Origin of the sequence: Serratia sp. H402Y, from assembly GCF_051172415.1 — a bacterium.
GTDB lineage: Bacteria > Pseudomonadota > Gammaproteobacteria > Enterobacterales > Enterobacteriaceae > Serratia > Serratia ureilytica.
In genome coordinates this window covers 178004-199546 of sequence record NZ_JBPIYZ010000006.1, presented here as the reverse complement: position 1 = coordinate 199546, position 21543 = coordinate 178004, and the positions used below count along the sequence as shown (strand labels likewise).

General features: G+C 61.6%; 21 protein-coding genes. 18 read left to right on the top strand and 3 right to left on the bottom strand.

All coding sequences use genetic code 11. The annotated features are described in order from the left end of the window. Window positions 1–5 precede the first annotated feature (5 nt). From ACSBQS_RS22325 to ACSBQS_RS22290, 8 genes are all read left to right on the top strand, one after another. Window positions 6–584 carry a YecA family protein gene (locus ACSBQS_RS22325; protein WP_004931622.1) on the top strand — a complete coding sequence of 193 codons (579 nt, stop codon included), beginning with the start codon at window positions 6–8 and terminating at the stop codon, window positions 582–584. 55 nt (window positions 585–639) lie between these two features. Next, window positions 640–1956, top strand: coding sequence for a Xaa-Pro aminopeptidase (pepP, locus tag ACSBQS_RS22320; RefSeq protein WP_434991350.1), 1317 nt, complete (start codon window positions 640–642; stop codon window positions 1954–1956). A gap of 1 nt (window position 1957) precedes the next feature. Next, entirely contained in the window at window positions 1958–3136 is a 1179-nt protein-coding gene (ubiH, locus tag ACSBQS_RS22315; protein WP_042785326.1) for a 2-octaprenyl-6-methoxyphenyl hydroxylase, read from the top strand. Between the two features lie 78 nt (window positions 3137–3214). Further along, the gene (gene ubiI / locus ACSBQS_RS22310) at window positions 3215–4417 is read left to right on the top strand and encodes an FAD-dependent 2-octaprenylphenol hydroxylase (RefSeq protein WP_353440591.1); all 1203 of its coding nucleotides are present in this window, start codon (window positions 3215–3217) and stop codon (window positions 4415–4417) included. A 506-nt stretch (window positions 4418–4923) separates the two neighbouring features. Then, on the top strand, window positions 4924–6021 hold the full coding sequence (gene gcvT / locus ACSBQS_RS22305; RefSeq protein ID WP_004931631.1) for a glycine cleavage system aminomethyltransferase GcvT: 1098 nt from the start codon (window positions 4924–4926) through the stop codon (window positions 6019–6021). Window positions 6022–6067: 46 nt separating this feature from the next. Next, window positions 6068–6454, top strand: a complete 387-nt coding sequence (gene gcvH, locus ACSBQS_RS22300) for a glycine cleavage system protein GcvH (RefSeq protein ID WP_025304150.1) — start codon at window positions 6068–6070, stop codon at window positions 6452–6454. Between the two features lie 92 nt (window positions 6455–6546). After that, window positions 6547–9426: an aminomethyl-transferring glycine dehydrogenase gene (gcvP, locus tag ACSBQS_RS22295; RefSeq protein ID WP_015378983.1), complete on the top strand. Its 2880-nt coding sequence runs from the start codon at window positions 6547–6549 to the stop codon at window positions 9424–9426. Between the two features lie 108 nt (window positions 9427–9534). Beyond that, the gene (locus ACSBQS_RS22290; protein ID WP_033652179.1) at window positions 9535–10500 is read left to right on the top strand and encodes a quinone oxidoreductase family protein; all 966 of its coding nucleotides are present in this window, start codon (window positions 9535–9537) and stop codon (window positions 10498–10500) included. A gap of 9 nt (window positions 10501–10509) precedes the next feature. Here ACSBQS_RS22290 and ACSBQS_RS22285 read toward each other — a convergent pair whose 3' ends face one another. Genes ACSBQS_RS22285 through ACSBQS_RS22275 form a run of 3 tightly spaced genes read right to left on the bottom strand, consistent with a single transcriptional unit; the run spans window position 10510 to window position 13119 of the window. Further along, on the bottom strand, window positions 10510–11037 hold the full coding sequence (locus ACSBQS_RS22285) for a GNAT family N-acetyltransferase (protein ID WP_052752719.1): 528 nt from the start codon (window positions 11035–11037) through the stop codon (window positions 10510–10512). Beyond that, entirely contained in the window at window positions 11037–12455 is a 1419-nt protein-coding gene (locus ACSBQS_RS22280; RefSeq protein ID WP_042785321.1) for an ATP-binding protein, read from the bottom strand. Before ACSBQS_RS22280 ends, ACSBQS_RS22285 begins: the two co-directional genes overlap by 1 nt. A gap of 4 nt (window positions 12456–12459) precedes the next feature. Continuing rightward, window positions 12460–13119: a response regulator gene (locus ACSBQS_RS22275; RefSeq protein ID WP_033652176.1), complete on the bottom strand. Its 660-nt coding sequence runs from the start codon at window positions 13117–13119 to the stop codon at window positions 12460–12462. A 189-nt stretch (window positions 13120–13308) separates the two neighbouring features. On the opposite strand from ACSBQS_RS22275, the gene ACSBQS_RS22270 reads away from it, so the two are divergent. The 10 genes from ACSBQS_RS22270 (at window position 13309) to alsE (ending at window position 21541) form a co-directional block, all read left to right on the top strand. Further along, a complete protein-coding gene (locus ACSBQS_RS22270) occupies window positions 13309–13542 on the top strand; it encodes a hypothetical protein (RefSeq protein ID WP_033644758.1) in 234 nt (77 codons plus the stop codon). A gap of 97 nt (window positions 13543–13639) precedes the next feature. Next, a complete protein-coding gene (locus tag ACSBQS_RS22265; protein WP_047026660.1) occupies window positions 13640–14383 on the top strand; it encodes an SDR family oxidoreductase in 744 nt (247 codons plus the stop codon). A 77-nt stretch (window positions 14384–14460) separates the two neighbouring features. Then, complete coding sequence (locus tag ACSBQS_RS22260) at window positions 14461–14784, top strand: BrnT family toxin (protein ID WP_071845113.1); 324 nt, start codon at window positions 14461–14463, stop codon at window positions 14782–14784. Further along, entirely contained in the window at window positions 14747–15064 is a 318-nt protein-coding gene (locus ACSBQS_RS22255; protein ID WP_016929995.1) for a BrnA antitoxin family protein, read from the top strand. The genes ACSBQS_RS22260 and ACSBQS_RS22255 overlap by 38 nt, the downstream gene beginning before the upstream one ends. A gap of 381 nt (window positions 15065–15445) precedes the next feature. Then, window positions 15446–16264, top strand: coding sequence for a DeoR/GlpR family DNA-binding transcription regulator (locus tag ACSBQS_RS22250; protein WP_033644759.1), 819 nt, complete (start codon window positions 15446–15448; stop codon window positions 16262–16264). 47 nt (window positions 16265–16311) lie between these two features. Further along, window positions 16312–17295, top strand: coding sequence for a substrate-binding domain-containing protein (locus tag ACSBQS_RS22245; protein ID WP_072627042.1), 984 nt, complete (start codon window positions 16312–16314; stop codon window positions 17293–17295). Between the two features lie 2 nt (window positions 17296–17297). Further along, window positions 17298–18815, top strand: coding sequence for a sugar ABC transporter ATP-binding protein (locus tag ACSBQS_RS22240; RefSeq protein WP_197666765.1), 1518 nt, complete (start codon window positions 17298–17300; stop codon window positions 18813–18815). Beyond that, window positions 18808–19794 carry an ABC transporter permease gene (locus ACSBQS_RS22235; protein WP_047026644.1) on the top strand — a complete coding sequence of 329 codons (987 nt, stop codon included), beginning with the start codon at window positions 18808–18810 and terminating at the stop codon, window positions 19792–19794. Before ACSBQS_RS22240 ends, ACSBQS_RS22235 begins: the two co-directional genes overlap by 8 nt. Before the next feature lie 10 nt (window positions 19795–19804). Beyond that, complete coding sequence (locus ACSBQS_RS22230; RefSeq protein ID WP_047026643.1) at window positions 19805–20839, top strand: ABC transporter permease; 1035 nt, start codon at window positions 19805–19807, stop codon at window positions 20837–20839. Between the two features lie 30 nt (window positions 20840–20869). Further along, entirely contained in the window at window positions 20870–21541 is a 672-nt protein-coding gene (gene alsE / locus ACSBQS_RS22225) for a D-allulose 6-phosphate 3-epimerase (RefSeq protein ID WP_047026642.1), read from the top strand. Window positions 21542–21543: the final 2 nt, after the last annotated feature.

Sequence of the window (21543 nt, the reverse complement as noted above, 5' to 3'; positions counted from 1 at the left end):
TGCGCATGTCTATACAGAATACATTTCCAAGTTACCAATCTTTGACCGTGGCCCTCAACCAGCAGTCGGTGGCGCTGACCGCGGCAGAAATGCACGGCCTGATCAGCGGCCTGCTGTGCGGCGGCAGCCGTGACGCCGGCTGGCAGGCGCTGGTGCACGATCTGACCAACGAAGGCGTCGCCTTCCCGCAGGCGCTCAGCCAACCGTTGCAGCAGCTGTATGAAGCGACGCGTGACACGCTGGAAGATGACGAATTCCTGTTCCAACTGATGCTGCCTGAAGGGGAGATCGTCAGCGTGTTCGATCGCGCCGACGCGCTGGCCGGTTGGGTCAACCACTTCCTGCTCGGTCTGGGCATGATGCAGCCGAAGCTGGCTCAGGTGAAAGACGAAGTCGGTGAAGCGATCGACGATCTGCGCAATATCGCGCAGCTGGGCTACGACGAAGACGAAGATCAGGAAGAATTGGAACAGTCGTTGGAAGAAGTGGCGGAGTATGTGCGGGTCGCCGCCATCATGTGCCACGGCGAATTCACCCGTCACAAACCGACGGCGCCGGAAAATATCAAACCGACGCTGCACTAAACGTTCTATCGCCTCTCCGCCGGCGGTGCGGATGGCATGATTTCAGGAGAAGGTAATGACTCAGCAGGAATTCAACAACCGCCGCCAGGCGCTGTTGGCGAAAATGGCGCCGGCCAGCGCGGCGGTTATTTTCTCTGCGCCGGAAACGACGCGCAGTGCAGATTCAGACTATCCCTACCGGCAGAACAGCGATTTTTGGTACCTGACCGGCTTCAATGAGCCGGAAGCGGTGCTGGTGCTGATTAAAAGCGATGAAACGCACAACCACAGCGTGTTGTTCAACCAGGTGCGCGATTTGACGGCGGAAATCTGGTTTGGCCGCCGCCTGGGGCAAGACGCCGCACCGGCAAAGCTGGGCGTGGATCGCGCGCTGCCGTTCGATGAAATCAATGACCAACTGCACCTGCTGCTCAACGGCCTGGACGTGGTCTACCACGCGCAGGGCGAATATGCCTATGCCGATCAGATCCTGTTCAGCGCGCTGGACAAGCTGCGCAAGGGGTTCCGCCAGAACCTGCAGGCGCCGGCCACCGTTACCGACTGGCGGCCGTGGCTGCACGACATGCGGCTGTTCAAGTCGCCGGAAGAGCTGGCGGTGATGCGCCGCGCCGGTGAGATCAGCGCGTTGGCGCACACCCGCGCGATGGAAAAATGCCGTCCGGGCATGTTCGAATACCAGCTGGAAGCGGAAATTCATCATGAGTTCACCCGCCTCGGCGCCCGTTACCCGTCTTACAACACCATCGTCGGCAGCGGCGAAAACGGCTGTATCCTGCACTACACCGAGAACGAGAGCCAGATGCGCGATGGCGATCTGGTGTTGATCGACGCGGGCTGCGAGTACCAGGGGTACGCCGGCGACATCACCCGCACCTTCCCGGTCAACGGCAAGTTCAGCCGGCCGCAGCGCGCGGTGTACGACATTGTGCTGGCGTCGCTGCAGCGCGCTTTGGAACTGTTCAAACCCGGCACCAGCATTCGCGAAGTCAATGACGAAGTGGTGCGCATCATGGTGGTCGGGCTGGTGGAGCTGGGCGTATTGAAAGGTGAAGTCGACCTGCTGATCGCCGAGCAGGCGCACCGTCAGTTCTTCATGCACGGGCTGAGCCACTGGCTGGGTCTCGACGTGCACGACGTTGGCCACTACGGCACGCCGAGCCGCGATCGGCTGCTGGAGCCGGGCATGGTGCTGACCGTGGAGCCGGGGCTGTACATCGCGCCGGATGCGGACGTGCCGGCGGAGTACCGCGGCATCGGCATCCGCATCGAGGACGATATCGTGATCACCGCCGACGGCAATGAAAACCTGACCGCCACCGTGGTGAAAGACGCCGATGCCATCGAGGCTTTGATGGCGGCGGCAAGGTCGTAGCATGAGCGTTATTATCGTTGGCGGCGGTATGGCGGGCGCGACGTTGGCGCTGGCCATTTCGTCGCTCACTCAGGGAAGAATGGCGGTGGATCTGGTCGAGGCGACCCGGCCGGACGACCGCAGCCATCCGGGCTTTGACGCCCGCGCCATCGCACTGGCGCAGGGCACCTGCCAACAGCTGGTGCGCATCGGCGTTTGGCCGGCGCTGCGCGATTGCGCTACGCCGATCACTCAGGTGCACGTCAGCGATCGCGGGCACGCCGGGTTTGTGAATCTGCAGGCGCAAGATTATCAGGTCGATGCGCTCGGCCAGGTGATCGAACTGCACGACGCCGGGCAGCGGTTGTTCGCGCTGCTGGCCAAGGCCCCCGGCGTTACGCTGCACTGCCCGGCGCGGGTGGTGGACGTGATTCGCACCGCAGAGCGGGCGGAAGTGCTGCTGGACAACGGCCAGCGTCTGCGCGGGCAATTGCTGGTGGCGGCCGATGGCTCGCGCTCTGCGCTGGCGCAAGCCTGCAATATGCAGTGGCGGCAGGAGGACTATCCGCAGTTCGCCACCATTGCCAACGTCACCACGGCGGAAGATCCGCAGGGGCGCGCCTTTGAGCGCTTTACTCGCTATGGGCCGCTGGCGCTGTTGCCGATGTCGCAGGGGCGCAGTTCACTGGTATGGTGCCATGCGCGCGAAGATCGCGCCCAGGTGGATGCCTGGGACGACGAGCGGTTTATCGCCGAGCTGCAACAGGCCTTCGGCTGGCGGCTGGGGCGCATCCTCAAAGCCGGTAAACGGCACAGTTACCCACTCGGTCTGCTGACCGCCGATCGCCATGTCAGCCACCGGCTGGCGCTGGTGGGCAATGCGGCGCAAACGCTGCATCCTATCGCCGGGCAGGGGTTCAACCTTGGCCTGCGCGACGTGATGTCGCTGGCGGAAACGCTGGCGGAAGCGGCAGACAGCGGCGAAGACGCCGGCGGTTACGCACTGCTGAGCCGTTATCAGCAGCGGCGGCAAAACGATCAGCGGGCGACGATCGGCGTGACCGATGGGTTGATTCATCTGTTCGCCAACCGTTATGGCCCGCTGGTGATCGGCCGCAATCTGGGGCTGATGGCGATGGAACGTTTGCCGGCGATACGCGATGCCTTCGCCAAGCGTACGCTGGGCTGGGTGGAACGTTAGAGACATGGTCGGGCGCTTTAACGCGCCCAAAGCGCGGCGCGGCAAGGCGTCGCGCGTTATTTAAGGAAATCGAGCAGCATGCAATCATTTGACGTGATTATCGCCGGTGGCGGTATGGTGGGGTTGGCGTTGGCCTGCGGCCTGCAGGGCAGCGGGCTGCGCGTGGCGGTGCTGGAGCAGCGCCAGCCGGAGATGGCGCCGCCGTCGGAACAGCCGGCCCTGCGCGTCTCCGCCATCAATGCCGCCAGCGAGCGGTTGCTGCAGCACATCGGCGTGTGGGGCGACATTCTCCAGCTGCGCGCCAGCGCCTATAACGCGATGGAAGTGTGGGATCGCGACAGCTTCGGCAAAATCGCCTTCCGCGGCGACGAGTGCGGCTTCAGCCATCTCGGCCACATCATCGAAAATTCGGTGATCCAGCAGGCGCTGTGGAAACGCGCCGAAAGCCTGTCGGACATCACGCTGATTACCCCGGCCGCGCTCAAGCAGGTGGCGTGGGGCGAGAACGACGCCTTCGTCACGCTGGAGGACGGCCGCATGCTGACCGCCCGGTTGGTGATTGGCGCCGACGGCGCCCAGTCGTGGCTGCGCCAGCATGCCGATATCCCGCTCACCTTCTGGGATTACCGCCACCACGCGCTGGTGGCCACCGTTCGCACCGAAGAATCGCATCAGGCGACGGCGCGGCAAATTTTCCACGGCGACGGCATTCTGGCGTTCCTGCCATTCAGCGATCCGCATTTGAGCTCTATCGTCTGGTCGGTGACGCCGGAAGAAGCCGAAAGGCTCAAACGGCTGGAACCGGCGCAGTTCAACCGCGAACTGGCGATGACCTTCGACATGCGCCTGGGGGCTTGCAGCCTGGAAAGCGAACGGCTGGCCTTCCCGTTGACCGGCCGCTATGCGCGCAGCTTCGCAGCGCACCGCCTGGCGCTGGTGGGTGATGCGGCGCATACCGTGCATCCGTTGGCCGGCCAGGGCGTTAACCTGGGCTTCATGGACGCCGCCGAGCTGATTTCCGAACTGCGCCGCCTGCAGCGGCAGGGCAAGGATATCGGCCAGCACCTCTATCTGCGCCGTTATGAGCGCCGCCGCAAACATGGCGCGGCGGTAATGCTGGCCAGCATGCAGGGTTTCCGCGAACTGTTCGACGGCAATCACCCGGCCAAAAAGCTGCTGCGCGACGTGGGCCTGCGGCTGGCGGACAGCCTGCCGGGCGTCAAACCGAAGCTGGTGCGTCAGGCGATGGGCCTGAACGATCTGCCCGAGTGGCTTGCCTGATCCCTTCCTTCTGCGGGCCCGCGCCGGGCTCGCGCTTCTCGCCTTATTCCATCGCTTTTCCTTATATAACCCTTCATTTGAAATAATCTAATTTCAGCCGCTTTTTATCATTACTTTTTCTAATTCCATGTTCGGTTATCAAAAGTCCGGATCCCATGTGAGGCCATAGGTTTGTTATATAAGTTCGGTGTTTTGCCGCTTTAATTGTTAATTTTGTGCCTTAAGGCGCATTTTTCCAGTGAAAAACTCTGCACACTAGCCCGGCGTTTTACCGCCCCGGAACGGCGATGAGCCTATTTTAACTTATGGTTAATGTGGTCGTTCGGTGATAAGTTCGAGGGAAAGGTATCGTTTGCGTCACGGCGGTTGCACGCAGTTTTCGCCCGTCCCGGCGCAGCATTTGTGTTGAGCAGTCAGTGCGCCATGGCGATCGGGCCGCGAGCCAGGCTCCGCCGCATTGCGTGGCAGCACCCTAACTTCTAGCGACGAGTGGAAAGAGGGAAAAGATGGCAAAGCAAACCCCACTGTACGACCAGCACGTGGCGTGCGGTGCGCGCATGGTAGACTTTCACGGCTGGATGATGCCGCTGCACTACGGCTCGCAGCTCGATGAGCACCACGCGGTGCGTCAGGATGCCGGCATGTTCGACGTGTCTCACATGACCATTGTGGATCTGCACGGCGCCCGCACCCGCGAGTTCCTGCGCTACCTGCTGGCGAACGACGTCGCCAAACTGACCCAACCCGGCAAAGCGCTGTACACCGGCATGCTGAATGCCTCCGGCGGCGTGATCGACGACCTGATCGTTTATTTCCTCACTGAAGACTATTTCCGCCTGGTGGTGAACTCCGCCACCCGCGACAAAGACCTGGCCTGGATCGAAGAGCACGCCGCGCCGTATGGCGTCGCGCTGACGGTGCGCGACGATCTGGCGCTGATCGCGGTGCAGGGCCCGCAGGCCAAAGAGCGCGCCGGCACCCTGTTCACCCCGGAGCAAAAAAGCGCGGTCGAAGGCATGAAGCCATTCTTCGGCGTGCAGGCCGGCGAGCTGTTCATCGCCACCACCGGTTACACCGGCGAGGCCGGCTATGAGATCGCGCTGCCGAAAGAGCAGGCGGCGGATTTCTGGCAAAAATTGCTGGCTGCGGGCGTCAAGCCGGCCGGTCTGGGCGCGCGCGACACCCTGCGCCTGGAAGCGGGCATGAACCTCTACGGGCAAGAGATGGATGAAGGCGTTTCGCCGCTGGCCGCCAACATGGGCTGGACCATCGCCTGGCAGCCGGAAGATCGCCGTTTCATCGGCCGCGAAGCGCTGGAACAACAGCGCGAGCAGGGCACCGAGCAACTGGTCGGCTTGATCATGACGGAAAAAGGCGTATTACGTAATGAGCTGCCGGTGCGTTTCACCGACGCGGCGGGGCAAACCCACGAAGGCGTGATCACCAGCGGCTCGTTCTCTCCGACGCTGGGCTTCAGCATCGCGCTGGCGCGCGTGCCGGCAGGCATCGGCGAGCAGGCTATCGTGCAGATCCGCAACCGTGAAATGCCGGTCAAAGTGACCAAGCCCGGTTTCGTTCGCGCCGGCAAGCCGCTGACAAATTGATTTTTTATTGATTGATTCTTTTATTTCTTCGAAGGAGTAACCGGCGATGAGCAATGTGCCAACAGAATTGAAATACGCATCCTCCCACGAGTGGGTTCGTGCAGAAGGTAACGGCGTTTACACCGTAGGCATCACCGAACATGCGCAGGAGCTGCTGGGTGATATGGTGTTTGTCGATCTGCCGGAAGTGGGCCGCAGCGTCGCCGCCGGTGAAGATTGCGCCGTGGCGGAATCCGTCAAGGCGGCATCGGACATTTACGCGCCAATCAGCGGCGAAATCGTGGCGGTGAACGGCGAGCTGGAAAGCTCTCCGGAACTGGTGAACAGCGAACCTTACGGTGACGGTTTCCTGTTCCAGATTAAAGCCTCCGACGAAGGCGAGCTGGCGAACCTGCTGGACGCCGCAGCTTATCAGGCCTCGATCGACGAGTAATCGTGACCACGCCCCAGGCCTTTCGGCCGGGGCGTTTTAGTTACCGTTCAAGCTATATCCCGTATCACGCAAGCATTCAGGAATTTGTAGCAATGACTCAGACACTCAGCCAACTCGAACACAGCGAAGCGTTCATTGAACGCCACATCGGCTCTTCTGCGGAACAACGCCAGGAGTTGCTGGCAGCGGTGGGCGCTCGCTCGCTCAGCGCGCTGATCCAACAGATTGTGCCGGCGGACATTCAGCTGCCGGGGCCGCCGCCGGTCGGCGACGCGGCGACCGAACATCAGGCGTTGGCTGAGCTGAAGGCGATCGCCTCGCAGAATCAGCGCTACAAATCCTATATCGGCATGGGCTACAGCGCCGTGCTGACGCCGCCGGTGATCCTGCGCAACATGCTGGAAAACCCGGGCTGGTACACCGCTTATACCCCCTATCAGCCGGAAGTGTCGCAGGGCCGTCTGGAAGCGCTGCTGAACTTCCAGACCGTGACCCTCGATCTGACCGGTCTGGATCTGGCCTCCGCTTCGCTGCTGGATGAAGCGACCGCCGCCGCCGAGGCGATGGCGTTGGCCAAACGCGCCAGCAAGCTGAAAGACGCCAACCGTTTCTTCGTGGCTGACGACGTGCATCCGCAAACGCTGGACGTGGTGCGCACCCGCGCCGAAACCTTCGGCTTCGACGTCATCGTCGATAAAGCGGAAAAAGTGCTGGAGCTGGACGGCGTGTTCGGCGTGCTGCTGCAGCAGGTGGGCACCACCGGTGAACTGCACGACTACAGCGCGCTGCTGGCCGAACTGAAATCGCGCAAAATCATCACCAGCGTGGCCGCCGACATCATGGCCCTGGTGCTGCTGACCGCGCCGGGCAAGCAGGGCGCCGACGTGGTGTTCGGCTCCGCGCAGCGCTTCGGCGTGCCGATGGGCTACGGCGGCCCGCACGCCGCCTTCTTCGCCTGCCGCGACGAGTTCAAGCGTTCGATGCCGGGCCGCATTATCGGCGTTTCCCGCGATGCCGCCGGCAACACCGCGCTGCGCATGGCGATGCAGACTCGCGAGCAACATATCCGCCGCGAGAAAGCCAACTCGAATATCTGTACCTCGCAGGTGCTGCTGGCCAACATCGCCAGCCTGTACGCGGTGTATCACGGCCCGCAAGGCCTGCAGCGCATCGCCGGGCGCATCCATCGCCTGACCGACATTCTGGCCGCCGGGCTGCAGAAGGCCGGCCTGACGCTGCGTCACCACACCTGGTTCGACACCCTGACCGTCGAAGTGAAGGACAAGGCCGCCGTGCTGGAGCGCGCGCTGAGCTTCGGCATCAACCTGCGTACCGACATTCACGGCGCCGTCGGCATCACGCTGGATGAAGCCACCTCGCGTGAAGACGTGCAAACGCTGTTCGCACTGCTGGCCGGCGACAATCACGGTCTGGACATCGACGCGTTGGACGCGGCGGTGAGCAAAAACAGCCAATCGATCCCGGCCGCCATGCTGCGCCAGGATCCGATCCTGACCCACCCGGTATTCAACCGCTATCACAGCGAAACCGAGATGATGCGTTACATGCATCGCTTGGAGCGCAAGGATCTGGCGCTGAACCAGGCGATGATCCCGCTGGGTTCCTGCACCATGAAATTGAACGCCGCGGCGGAAATGATCCCGATCACCTGGCCTGAATTCTCAGAGTTGCATCCGTTCTGCCCGCCGGAGCAGGCGGCCGGTTACCAGCAGATGATCGGCCAACTGTCCCAGTGGCTGGTGCAGCTGACCGGCTATGACGCGGTGTGCATGCAGCCGAACTCCGGCGCGCAGGGCGAATACGCCGGCCTGCTGGCGATCCGCCGCTACCACGAAAGCCGCAACGAAGCGGGCCGCCACGTCTGTCTGATCCCGAGCTCGGCACACGGCACCAACCCGGCCTCCGCCCAGATGGCGGGCATGAGCGTGGTGGTGGTGGCCTGCGACAAGAACGGCAACATCGATCTGCACGATCTGCGCGTCAAGGCGGAGCAGGCAGGCGAAGAACTCTCTTGCATCATGGTGACCTACCCGTCGACCCACGGCGTGTATGAAGAAACCATCCGTGAAGTGTGCCAGATCGTGCATCAGTTCGGCGGTCAGGTGTATCTGGATGGCGCCAACATGAACGCCCAGGTGGGCATCACCACGCCAGGCTACATCGGCGCGGATGTGTCGCATCTCAACCTGCATAAGACCTTCTGTATCCCGCACGGCGGCGGCGGCCCGGGCATGGGGCCGATCGGCGTGAAAGCACACCTGGCGCCGTTCGTGCCGGGCCACAGCGTGGTGCAGATCGACGGCGTGACCACCCAGCAGGGCGCGGTCTCCGCGGCGCCGTTCGGCAGCGCCTCCATCTTGCCTATCAGCTGGATGTACATCCGCATGATGGGCGCGGAGGGCCTGAAGCAGGCCAGCCAGATGGCGATCCTGAACGCCAACTACATCGCCACCCGTTTGAAAGACGCGTACCCGATTCTGTATACCGGCCGCGATCACCGCGTGGCGCACGAATGTATCCTCGATATTCGTCCACTGAAGGAAGAGACCGGCATCAGCGAAATGGACATCGCCAAGCGCCTGATCGACTTCGGTTTCCACGCCCCGACCATGTCGTTCCCGGTGGCGGGCACGCTGATGGTCGAGCCGACCGAGTCGGAAAGCAAGGTGGAGCTGGATCGCTTTATCGATGCGATGCTGGCGATCCGCAGCGAAATCGACCGCGTCGCCAAGGGCGAATGGCCGCTGGAAGACAACCCGCTGGTGAATGCGCCGCACGTGCAGGCGGAGCTGGTCAACGACTGGCAGCATCCGTACAGCCGCGAACTGGCGGTGTTCCCGGTGGCCGGCGTACGCGAGAACAAGTACTGGCCGAGCGTTAAGCGTCTGGACGACGTGTACGGCGACCGTAACCTGTTCTGCTCTTGCGTGCCGATGAGCGATTACGAATAACACGTTCGGCAAAGTTTGTGTTCGGGGGACACCGCATCATGCGGTGTCCCTTTTTATTTTATAGCGGCCTATTCTTTCCTTTACGTTCCCACGATTTGAGGAGTCACCATGCAAGCGGCAATCGTAACAGCGCTGGGGCAACCCCCGGTTTTCGGCACCTTTGAGGAGCCTCAGGCGCAGGCGAATGAAGTGCCGATCGACGTTCTGGCGGCCGGCATCAAACAGCTGGATCGCGCCACCGTCGCCGGAACCCACTATTCCAGCCCGAAGCAATTGCCGATCGTGCCCGGCACCGACGGCGTGGGCCGTACGGCGGACGGGCAACGGGTGTACTTCGCCTCTTTCCGTCGCCCTTACGGCGCGATGGCAGAGCGCAGCGTCGCGTCCTGGACGGTGCCGGTGCCGGCGACGGTGGACGACGCCACGGCGGCCGCGCTGATCAATCCGGCCTTCGCCGCCTGGTTGCCGCTGCGCTGGCGGGCGGATCTGCAGCCCGGTGAAACGGTGCTGATCATCGGCGCCACCGGCACCTCGGGCAAGCTGGCGGTCGCGGCGGCGCGTCAGGCGGGGGCCGGACGCATTGTTGCCGCCGGCCGTCGACTGAGCGTGCTGGAGGCATTGGGTGTAGACGCCACGGTGGATCTGAGCCTGCAGGGCGAGGCGCTGACGCAGGCCTTCGCGGCGGCGGCGGGGCCGGGCGGTTATCAGGTAATCGTCGATTACATCTGGGGCCCGGCGACTGAAGCGCTGCTGGCGACGCTCAATAATCACGATCTCTCGTCTTACGCCGGCGGACGCGGCATTCGCTTGGTCAACGTCGGTTCGATGGCCGCGCCGGACATCCGGCTGCCGGCGGCGGTGTTGCGCAGCAATCAGCTGCAGATCCTCGGCAGCGGCACCGGCAACTTTCCGCCGATCCCGGAGATGCAGCGCTACGCGACCGAGATTTTGGCGCTGGCGGCGACCGGAGCGCTCACTATCGAGACGCAGGAGCACGCGTTGGCGGAGATCGCCGAGGTGTGGGATCTGAACAAGAAAAGCGACGTGCGTTCGGTGATGCGCATCGCCCGTTAACCCCGGCCGCTAGCGGCAAGGGCAGACCAGATGAATGTCTTCCGGCTCACGGGCGAACAATTCGGTATCCGGCTGTTCGATGAGCCGGCAGCCCTGCGCCAGATAGAAGTCTACGGTGCTTTTATTGGGGATGGAGGAGACATACAGCCCGGCGGCGCCGTCTTGCGCCGCCTGACGCAGGCAGAGCTGGAACAGCTGCCTGCCTAACCCCTGGCCGCGTTTGTGCGCGCTGACGTAAAAGAACAGCAGCTGGCGCAGATCCCGCTGTGGGCCGCGCGGCTCGGTGTCCAGCGCCGCCGCCGCCACGATCTCCTCGCCTTCGAACAGCGCGAAGAACGCGCCGCCGCGATCGAAGCACGCTGCGTGGATTGGCGTATAGGTTTCCCGATCGTGCGGATCCCAGCCGCGCACGTCGTAGTACTCCGCATAGGATTGCAACTTGCCGTCCTGCAGGCGATACAGAGTGTCGATAATTTCGCTGCGGTCGATATCCCATAGCCGGTCGAGTTGCTGCCGTTGCAGCAGAACAGGGGCAATCATGGTCGTGGTTCACTCTCAGTCTGTGGCCGATAACTTTCCGGCAAATCGATGATGAAGCCGATGCCGCGATCGTCAAGGCCTTCGGTGACGCGCAGCTGCGCGCCGATTTTGTCGGCCAGGTTTCGGGCGATGGCCAATCCGAGCCCGCTGCCGGTTTGCTGCGTGCCGGGCACGCGGTAAAAGCGTTCAAACAGGCGGGAATGGTGTTCTTCGCTCACCCCCGGGCCGTTATCGCGCAACGTAATATAGCAGCCGAGCGGCGCCAGCGAGCGGATATTAGCCTCGATGCGGCTGCCGGGCGGCGCGTACTTGAGCGCGTTATCCAGCAGGTTGGTGAAGATGGCGATCAGCGCATGGCGGTCGGTACTCACCACCACATCCTCGCTGCCGTCGAGCGACAGTTCGACATCTTTCTCCAGCGCATAGGGGACGTGCTGTGCGATGCATTTGCCGATCTCCGCATAGATGTCCACCGCCTCAATCTTCAGCGGAAAATCTTCTGCCTCCAGCTTGGCCAGGTTGATCAGCTGGCGTGACAGCGACGCCGCGCGATCCAGCCCTTGCTGCATGTCGCCGATGATTTCTCGGCGCTCCTGTTGCTCGCTGACCTGGGTCAGCAGATGCAGCTGCGCCAGCACGGCGGCGATCGGCGTGCGCAGCTCGTGCGCGGCGTCGGCCATAAAGCGTTTCTCGCGCTGATTGGCCGCGTCGATGCGCGCCATCAGTTTGTTGACCTCCATCACCACCGGCCGGATTTCCTGATACTGCTCGCTGACGTTGAGCGGCGACAGGTTGCCCGGCTGACGATCGGAAATGGTGCGGGCGATCTGGCGCAGTGGCCGCAGGCTGAAGTAGGCGGTAAACAGCAAGGTAATGATGATCGCCGCCAGAATGCCAAGCAGCGGTACGGCGGTGCTTTCCGCCGGGTTGCCGAATATCGTGGTGCGATCGTTGAAAGACTCGCCGACGATCACCCGGTACTGGCGCTTTTCGCTCCAGCTACCGGCAAGGTGCCAGTTGGCGCCGGCGTAATTGACGGAGCCGGACAGCACCGAAGGCGGCAGGCGCAGCGGTTCTTCCTGCGTTTGTGAGCAGTAAAGCACCCGGTTATCCCGATCGTAAACCACGAACAGCGGATGATAGTCGAATTGATCCTGCATGCCGTTATTGATGGAATCAATGTACATGCTTTCGATGGTTTTGATGATGCCGCGGTAATCGATATTATCGGTGCCGGTTTCATCGAGAATATTGGCGATGCCTGCGGCGACGATGCGTTGCTGGTTATCGAAATATTTCTCCATATCGGGGTAATACCAGTACTTCACCCAGGCGACGAGGATCCCCCACAATAATAAAATGGCCAGGACCTGGAAAATAATGGTGCGCATAAAGAAGGATTTGAAACCGATCATCCCGCTACTCTTTCTTCAGCAAATAGCCAATGCCGCGTACGGTAATGATTCTTTCTTTACCAATCTTGCGGCGTAAATTATGCATGTGTACTTCCAGCGAGTTACTTTCCACGCTGTCGCCGTGGCCGAACAGCCGCTGTTCCAACACCGCTTTGCGCACCACGGTGCCGGCGCAGCGCATCAGTTCGTGCAGCAGGTGATACTCTTTTTTCGACAGCATCAGCAGTTCGTTATCCAGCATGACCTGATGGTTGACCGGATCGAGATACAGCGCGCCGAGGCTCCAGGTTTGAGACGCGAAGCCCGCCATGCGCCGGTTGACCGCCTTGACGCGCGAGATGAGTTCGGGCAGCGCGAAAGGTTTGGCCAGAAAGTCGTCCGCGCCGGAGTCGAGGCTGTTCACCAGGCTCTCGATGCGATCGCGGGCGGTCAGGATGATGATCGGGATATTCTGTCCGGCGGCGCGCCAGGCGATCAGCTTCTGCAAACCGTCGCCGTCCGGCAGCGTGAGATCCAACAGCATCAAATCGAACCCGCCGGGTGAAAGTTTATTTTCCGCGTCGGTGAGCAGGCGCACCCAGCACAAATTAAAGCCGGCCAGCTCCAATGCTCGGCACAGCGCCTTGCCTAATTGCAGGTCGTCTTCCACCAACAGTATGTTCACGTTATTTCCGCTGAGAGCCTTGAGTCGCGATTATCTAACTATAACGCTGGCGGGAAGACAACGAGGAAAACCGCTCTGCCTGCGCGTTCTTAAGCAAACCTTAATCTGGCTTTAATCTCGCGTTAAGGGAGCGGGGGGGAATTTCAGTTATTTTGCTGCCATTCGAAATCATGGCTGAGGGGGCGAAACATGCAGACTGAAGGTTTCCCGAACGCGGGCGCCTCGCGGCGGCTGATGTATTCAGGCGTGGCGATACTGCTCGTTCTGTTGATGCTGTCTTTTCGCGGTGATGCGCAGAGCCATAGCCACGGCGGCCATCATGCTTCCGCTTTGCAGCGGGTGCATCAGGCGGCGGCGACGGACGCTTACGGCTGCGCCAAGTCGCGCATTAAAAAGCAGCTGCGCCGCCTGGCTCAGCTTTGAAGCGTTTTTTAGGGCGCCGCTCTATACTCTGACGGGCAAACGGAAGGCCTGTGCGCAGGCCGTTGTCGACATCGCCAACCAGAGAAAAAATACGATGATGAAAGTGGCATTGGTGACCGGCGCAAGCCGGGGAATTGGCCGCGCGACTGCTTTGCTGCTGGCCCGGCAGGGCTATGCGGTGGGCGTGAATTACCTGCGCGACGAAAGTGCGGCGCGGCAGGTGGTGGCGGAGATTGAGGCGCAGGGCGGCAAGGCGCTGGCGCTGCAGGCCGACGTGGCCGATGAAGCGCAGGTGATGGCGATGTTCAGGGCGCTGGATGCCGGGCTGGGCACGCTTAGCGCGCTGGTCAACAACGCCGGCATTCTGTTCCGGCAGGCGAACATTGAACAGTTGACCGCCGAGCGCATCAATAAGGTGCTCGGCACCAACGTCACCGGGTATTTCTTGTGTTGCCGCGAGGCGGTGAAGCGCATGGCGCAGCGCCATGGCGGGCAGGGCGGCGCTATCGTCAATGTGTCCTCCGCCGCTTCCCGTTTAGGCGCGCCGGGGGAATATGTGGATTATGCCGCCTCGAAAGGCGCCGTCGATTCGTTGACCATCGGGCTATCGCTGGAGGTGGCGGCGCAGGGCATCCGCGTCAACGGCGTGCGGCCTGGGCTTATCTATACCGAGATACACGCCAGCGGCGGCGAACCCGGCCGGGTGGATCGCGTGAAGTGCAGTTTGCCGATGCAGCGCGGCGGCCAGCCGCAGGAAGTGGCGGAGGCGATCGCCTGGCTGCTGTCTGACGCCGCGTCTTACGTGACCGGCACCTTTATCGAGGCCGCAGGCGGGCGTTGAACGTATCCGGAGAATTTTGACATCCCTTCGGAGGTGATGTATTTTGATTAAATAACAACCAAAATGTAGTTACAAAAATGTATGTTTATTTTGAATGGAATCAGGATAAAAATCACAGTAACCAGCGCAAACACCGTGTCAGTTTTGAGATAGCGCAACGGGTTTTTCTGGATCCCAACCATTTGGCTGTGCTGGAAAGGATCGAGGATGGAGAAGAACGTTGGCAAACGATCGGTATGGTCGGATCCTGTTTGCTGTTGCTGGTGGCACATACGACGATCGAAACGGATGTCGAAGGCGATACAGTAGAGATCGTGCGTATCATTTCAGCACGCAAGGCCGATGCCAAAGAGAGGGGAAGATATGAAGCGCAAAAATTCCGCCAAAAATCTGGCCCATAGCGTACTCCCGCCGTTGACGGAGGAGCAGAAAGCGCAAATTGCTTCACTGAGTGCGTTGCCGGACGAGGGAATCGATTATGCCGATGCGCCGGCGCTGGGGGAAGAAACGTGGCAGACTGCGGTTCAGGGGCGTTTTTATAAGCCGATGAAAGTATCAAAAACCATCCGAATCGATGCGGATGTGTTGGCTTGGCTTCAGCGACCAGGCAAAGGCTATCAGAAACGCCTGAACGCCGTGTTGCGTGAGGCGATGTTGAAAGAGCATGAGCACGAGGAATAATTTGTGTCAGGCGGCTAACGATCCGGTGAGATTCTCACCGGATTTTTTTTGCTGTTTTTTCAGGTAATGCGTTATCAACGCCGGCTGTCTCCTTGCGGCGCTCGGTCAAAACCACACAAACGGTCATTAACGGTCATGCCGCGGAACGTGGAATTGTGACCGTTTACCGTTTCTCTCCTGCCTGTCTCAGGCGTACGCGCATTATAACTGTCTGTTACTCCACACTTTCGTAATTATTCATTTCATTTCCTTCCCGATTTTTTTGACAACTATCACAGCGCGATCGTTGCCCGATCGCGGGGCGATGCGCTTTGCGTCTGCGCGCAAAACGCGGCGCGGCAAATCGATATCGTAATCATCGTCGTGGAGGAGAAAAGAAACATGCTGCCTGTAGAACGTCATCGCTTTATTACCGAAGTCTTGAGCCAGCGCGGCCGCGTGATGGTGCAGGAGGTGGCGCAGCTGTGCCACATCTCTATCGAGACGGCGCGGCGTGATCTGGCCCTGCTGGAACGGCGCGGCCTGCTGCTGCGCAGCCACGGCGGCGCGGTCTTCGTCGAGCCGCCGGCGGTGGAAAAAACCTATGTGCCCGCCGAGATAGATCAGGGGGAGTCCTTCCGCCAGCGCAGCAATGAGTCGCCGGAGCAGAAGACGCGCATCGCCAAACGCGCGCTGGAGTTTATCGCGCCGGGGGATTGCCTGCTGCTGGACAGCAGCTCCACCAGCTGGTTTTTGGCGCGCCAGCTGCCGGATATCTCGCTGGTGGTGCTGACCAACTCGCTGCACATCATCCAGACGCTGGCCTGCAAGGCCAACGTGCGCACCATCGGGCTGGGGGGCGAGTATTCCGCCAAGTACGAGGATTTTATCGGCGTGCTGGCGGAGCAGATGCTGAAAGAGTTCGTGATCAACAAGCTGTTTTTCTCCTGCCACGGCATTTGCCAGGACGGCGGCATCCGCGAGAGCAATGAGCACCATGCGCGGCTGAAGCAACAGATGCTGCTGGCCTCGGAGCGCAAGTTCCTGCTGGTGGACAGCAACAAGTTCGGCCGCCGCTCGTTCGCCCGCATTTGCCATTACCGGGAAATAGATACGCTGATCACCGACAGGCTTGGCGATGACGAGTTTCGTCAGGAATTGGCCTGGAACAACGTCGATGTGATTGAAGTTTCACCCGCCGCGAAAAGGGCGGCGCGATAACAACAACGAAACCTTTTATTACAGCCAACACTTGTGGAGAGAGAACAATGAAAAAATCCGTACTGGTCGGTCTGTTTGCCTCGCTGCTGCTGTCGGTCTCCGCGCAGGCGGCGGACAAGCTAAAGATGGGCGTAGTGGTGAAGATCGGCGGCATTCCCTGGTTCAACGCCATGGAGGCCGGCATCAAAAGCGAGAGCGCCAAACGCGGCATCGACGCCTGGATGGTCGGGCCGACGGCGGCGGATCCGGCGCTGCAGGTGCGCGCCATCGAGGATCTGATCGCGCAGAAGGTGGACATCATCGGCGTGGTGCCGAACGACGCCCGGGTGCTGGAGCCGGTGCTCAAGCGCGCGCAGGAGGCGGGCATCAAGGTGATCGTGCACGAATCCCCCGGCCAGAAGTACGCCGACTGGGATTTTGAGCTGGTGGACGCCTCGCAGCACGGGGTCAACCACATGAAAGCGCTGGCCGCCTGCATGAAAGAGCAGGGCAAGTACGCGGTATACGTCGGCAGCCTGACGGTGCCGCTGCACATCACCTGGTCGGACTCGGCCATCAATTACCAGAAGCAGCACTACCCGAACATGCAGCTGGTGGGCGACAAGTTCGGCGTGGGGGAATCGCTGGATGACAGCGTGCGCACCACCAACGATCTGATGGCCAAATATCCCGATCTGAAAGGCGTGTTGGCGTTCGGTTCGCAGGGGCCGATCGGCGCCGGGCGCGCGGTGCTCAACCGCGGCAAAAGCAACGATATCTGCGTCATCGGGCCGTTCAGCCCGGGCCAGGGCGCTTCGCTGGTCAATCGCGGCGCCATCAAGGGCGGTTATATCTGGAACCCGATGGTGGCGGGCGAAGTGTTCGTGCGCATCGCCGACATGATGCACAAGGGCGAAAAAATCACCGAAGGCATGACCATCGAAGGCATGGGCAAGGTGCAGGTGGATGCGCAGCAACACACCATTCTCGGCAACGCCACCGAAAGCCTGGATAAGCAAAACCTGCCGAAGCTGGTGAAGATGGGGCTGTAATCATGGCGATTTCCGGCAATACGGCAACGCGGGGCGCGCCGCTTATCGAACTGCAACAGCTGTCGATGACCTTCGGCGGGCAGCGCGCGCTGAACGATATTTCATTGGCGCTGATGCCGGGGGAGGTGCACTGCCTGGCCGGCACCAATGGCTGCGGCAAGAGCACGTTGATTAAGGCGATCGCCGGCGTGTATCAACCGGATGACGGCAGCCGCATTACCCTCGATGGGCAAACCTTCGGCCGGCTATCGCCGGATCAGGCGCGCGCCTTCGGCATTCAGGTGATCTATCAGGATCTGTCGCTGTTTCCCAACCTGACGGTGGCGGAAAACATCGCCTTTGAGCACAACCTGCGCGGGCTATTGGGATGGCACCGCCCGGCGAGGCTGCGGCGCACCGCCGAGCGCCTGCTGCAGGAGCTGAATTTCAATCTCGATCTCGACAAACCGGTGGCGGAACTGCCGATCGCCCAGCGCCAGCAGGTGGCGATCTGCCGCGCGCTGGTGGCGCAGGCACGGCTGGTGATCATGGATGAACCGACCGCCTCGCTGACCCGCACCGAGGTCAATCAGCTGCTGCGCACGGTGGATTATTTGAAAGCGCAGGGCATCTGCGTGGTGTTCGTCAGCCACCGGCTGGACGAGGTGCTGGAGATCTCGGATCGCGTCACGGTGATCCGCGACGGCAACAAGATCGGCACCTGGCCGGCGGCGGAGATCACCGGCGATCGCCTGACCGAATTGATGACCGGCCTGACGCTGGACTATCGCCTGAAGTCACCGAGCATGAATAAGGATCGGGTGATGCTGGAGGCGGATCGTCTCAGCCGCGCCGGGCAGTATCACGATGTCAGCTTCCGCCTGCATCAGGGCGAGGTGCTCGGGCTGTGCGGACTGCTCGGCTCCGGGCGCACCGAGCTGGCGCTGAGCCTGTTCGGCATGACCCGGCCGGACAGCGGCAAGCTTTACCTCGACAGTAAACCGGTGCGCTTTCGCGGCCATGAGGACGCGATCAAGGCCGGCATCGGTTATGTCTCGGAGGATCGCCTGACGCTGGGGCTGGTGCAGCAACAGTCGGTGGCGGACAACGCGGTGCTGACCATTCTCGATAAGCTGCGCGGGCGTTTTCGCCTGATCGACGATTACCGCAAGAATCGCATCGTCGCGGAGTGGATCGCCAAACTCGGCGTGCGGGTGGCGGATCCGGATCAGGCGGTTTCGACGCTGTCCGGCGGCAATCAGCAAAAGATCGTGCTGGCCAAGTGGGTGCTGACCCAACCGCGGATCCTGATCCTCGACTCGCCGACCGTCGGTGTCGACGTCGGCGCCAAGGCCAGCATCTACCAACTGATTCATCTGCTGGCGCAGGAGGGGATAGCGATTCTGCTGATCTCCGACGAGGTGCCCGAGGTGTATTACAACTGCGATCGGGTGCTGCACTTTAGCGGCGGCAGCGTGATCGGCGAGTACCTGCCGGAGCAGGTGAGCCAGCAGCAGCTGGCGGAGGCGGTTAATGCGTAGATTCAGTCTGAAACCGCGCGGCAACGAAGGCTACCTGGCCTGGGTGCTGCTGCTGACGGTCATCGTCTTTTCGCTGCTCAGCGATCAGTTTTTGACGGTGCAAAACCTGCTCGATCTCAGCGAAAGCTACGCGGTGAGCGGCATATTCGCCCTCGGCCTGTTCGTGGTGCTGGTGACCGGCGGCATCGACATTTCCTTCGCCGCAGTCGCCTCGGTGGTGCAGTACCTGATCGCCACGCTGGCGACGCATTACGGCCTGGTCAGCCCGGCGGGCAGTATTTTGCTGGCGTTGGCGATCGGCGCCGCGCTCGGCATGGTCAACGCGCTGTTGATCTACTGCCTGCGCATCGTCTCGATCATCGTCACCATCAGCATGCAGGCGTTGTTGTTCGGCATGCTGATGTGGCTGACCAACGGCCGCAGCCTGTACGCATTGCCGGACTGGTGGACGCTGCCGCGCAGCGTGCTGCCGTTCCAACTGGGTGAGCAGAGCTATCAGCTCGGTTTGCCGACGCTGGTGATGCTGGCGGTGGCGCTGCTGACCTGGCTGCTGCTGAACAAAACGCACCTCGGGCGCCAGCTGTTTGCCGTGGGCGGGGATGCGGAATCGGCGCGGCGCATCGGCATTCGCGTCGGCCTGCTGCATCTGTTCGCCTATGGCTATCTGGGCGCGATGGCGGCGATTGGCGGTCTGGTGCAGGTGTATCGCATGGGGGAAGTGGTGCCCAACGCGCTGGTGGGCGGCGAGCTCGACGTGCTGGCGGCGGCGGTGCTGGGTGGCGCCAGCCTGAACGGCGGCAAGGGCAGCGTTGTCGGCACGCTGATGGGCGTGTTCCTGATCGGCGTGCTGAAAAACGGCCTCAACCTGATCGGCGTGTCCAGCTACTTCATGAACGTGGTGATCGGTCTGGTGATCGTCGCGGCGATCACCGTCACTCACTACAAGAAACGCAAAGAAACCGACGTTGGTTTCGCCTGAGGAGCGCCTGATGGGCAACAACCTGAAATTTCGTCCGGACGGGGCCGCCGTCGGTTTACTGGCGTTGCTGCTGGCGGTGGTGCTCGCCTTCAGCCTGCTGATGCCGGGGCGCTTCTTCAGCGGCGCCACCTTCACCAGCGTGGCCTTCCAGCTGCCAGAGCTGGGCCTGCTGACGCTGGCGATGTTCATTCCGATCCTCAGCGGCGGCCTGAACCTGTGCATTATCGCCAGCGCCAACCTGACCAGCCTGCTGATGGCCTGGCTGTTCATCAGCTACCTGCCGGCGGACGCCGGGCTGGGTTTGCAGGCGCTGTGGCTGGCCTTGGCGCTGGCGGCGGCGATGCTGCTGGCCGGGTTTATCGGCGCGGCGACCGGCGCACTGGTGGCCTACGTCGGCGCGCACCCGATTTTGGTGACGCTGGCCACCATGACCACGGTCAACGGCATCGGCATCTACCTGACGCGCGGCGCAGCCCTGAGCGGCATGCCGGAGATCGTGCGGTTTATCGGCGCCGAGAGCGTGCTGGGCGTGCCGGTGCCACTGTGGATCTTCCTGGCGGTCGCCGCCTTGCTGGCGCTGTTCCTGCAGAAAACCCGGCTCGGCAAATGCATCTACATGAGCGGCAGCAACATCAACGCCACCCACTTCAGCGGCGTGAATACCCATCGGGTGCTGATCGCCATTTACACCCTCTCCAGCCTGCTGTGCGTCATTGCCGGGCTGGTGATGATGGCGCGCTTCAACTCGGCGCGCATGGGCTACGGCGACTCTTACCTGCTGCTGACGGTGCTGGCGATCATTCTGGGCGGCACCGATCCGTTCGGCGGTTTTGGCCGGGTCAGCGGCGTGGTGCTGGCGCTGATCGTGCTGCAGGTGATCGCGACCGGTTTAAACCTGATGAACGTCAGCCCGCATTTCAGTCTGGCGATGTGGGGCGCCGTGCTGATCGCGGTGCTGGCGCTGAAGTTTTTCCGGCATCGCTATCGGCAGCGGCGGGCGATGCGCCGCAGCGCGGCCCAGGCCAGAACCGCGGCGGGCCACTGATCCTTTTCCCTTTTGCGCAGGATAACGCTAATGAAATACCAGATTTCGCCTTCACTGATGTGCATGAACCTGATGGATATCCGCCAACAGTTGGCGGTGCTGAACCGCCGCGCCGATATGCTGCATATCGACATCATGGACGGGCACTACGTTAAAAACATCACGCTGTCGCCGTTCTTTATCGAACAGATCCGCCCGCACACCCCGTTGTTGCTGGATGTGCATCTGATGGTGGAGAACCCGACCGACTTTATCGAGCCAATCGCCCGCGCCGGCGCGGACTTTATCTGCCCGCACGCTGAAACCATCAACCGCGACGCGTTTCGGGTGATCAATCAAATCCGCGCGCTGGGCAAAAAAGTGGGGGTGGTGCTGAACCCGGCCACGCCGGTGGAGTTTATTCGCCACTACCTTCACCTGCTGGACAAGGTCACCGTCATGACTGTCGATCCGGGCTATGCCGGGCAGCCGTTCATTCCCGAAATGCTGGAAAAGATCCGCCAATTGCGCGATCTGAAAAGCCAACAAAATCTGCGCTATCTGATCGAGATCGACGGATCCTGCAACCAGCGCACTTACCGCGATCTGATGGGCGCCGGTGCAGAAGTGTTGATCGTCGGCAGCTCCGGGCTGTTCAATCTCGATCCGGATCTGGAGACGGCATGGGAAAAAATGCTGGATCAGATGCGGCAGGCGGCCTGAGG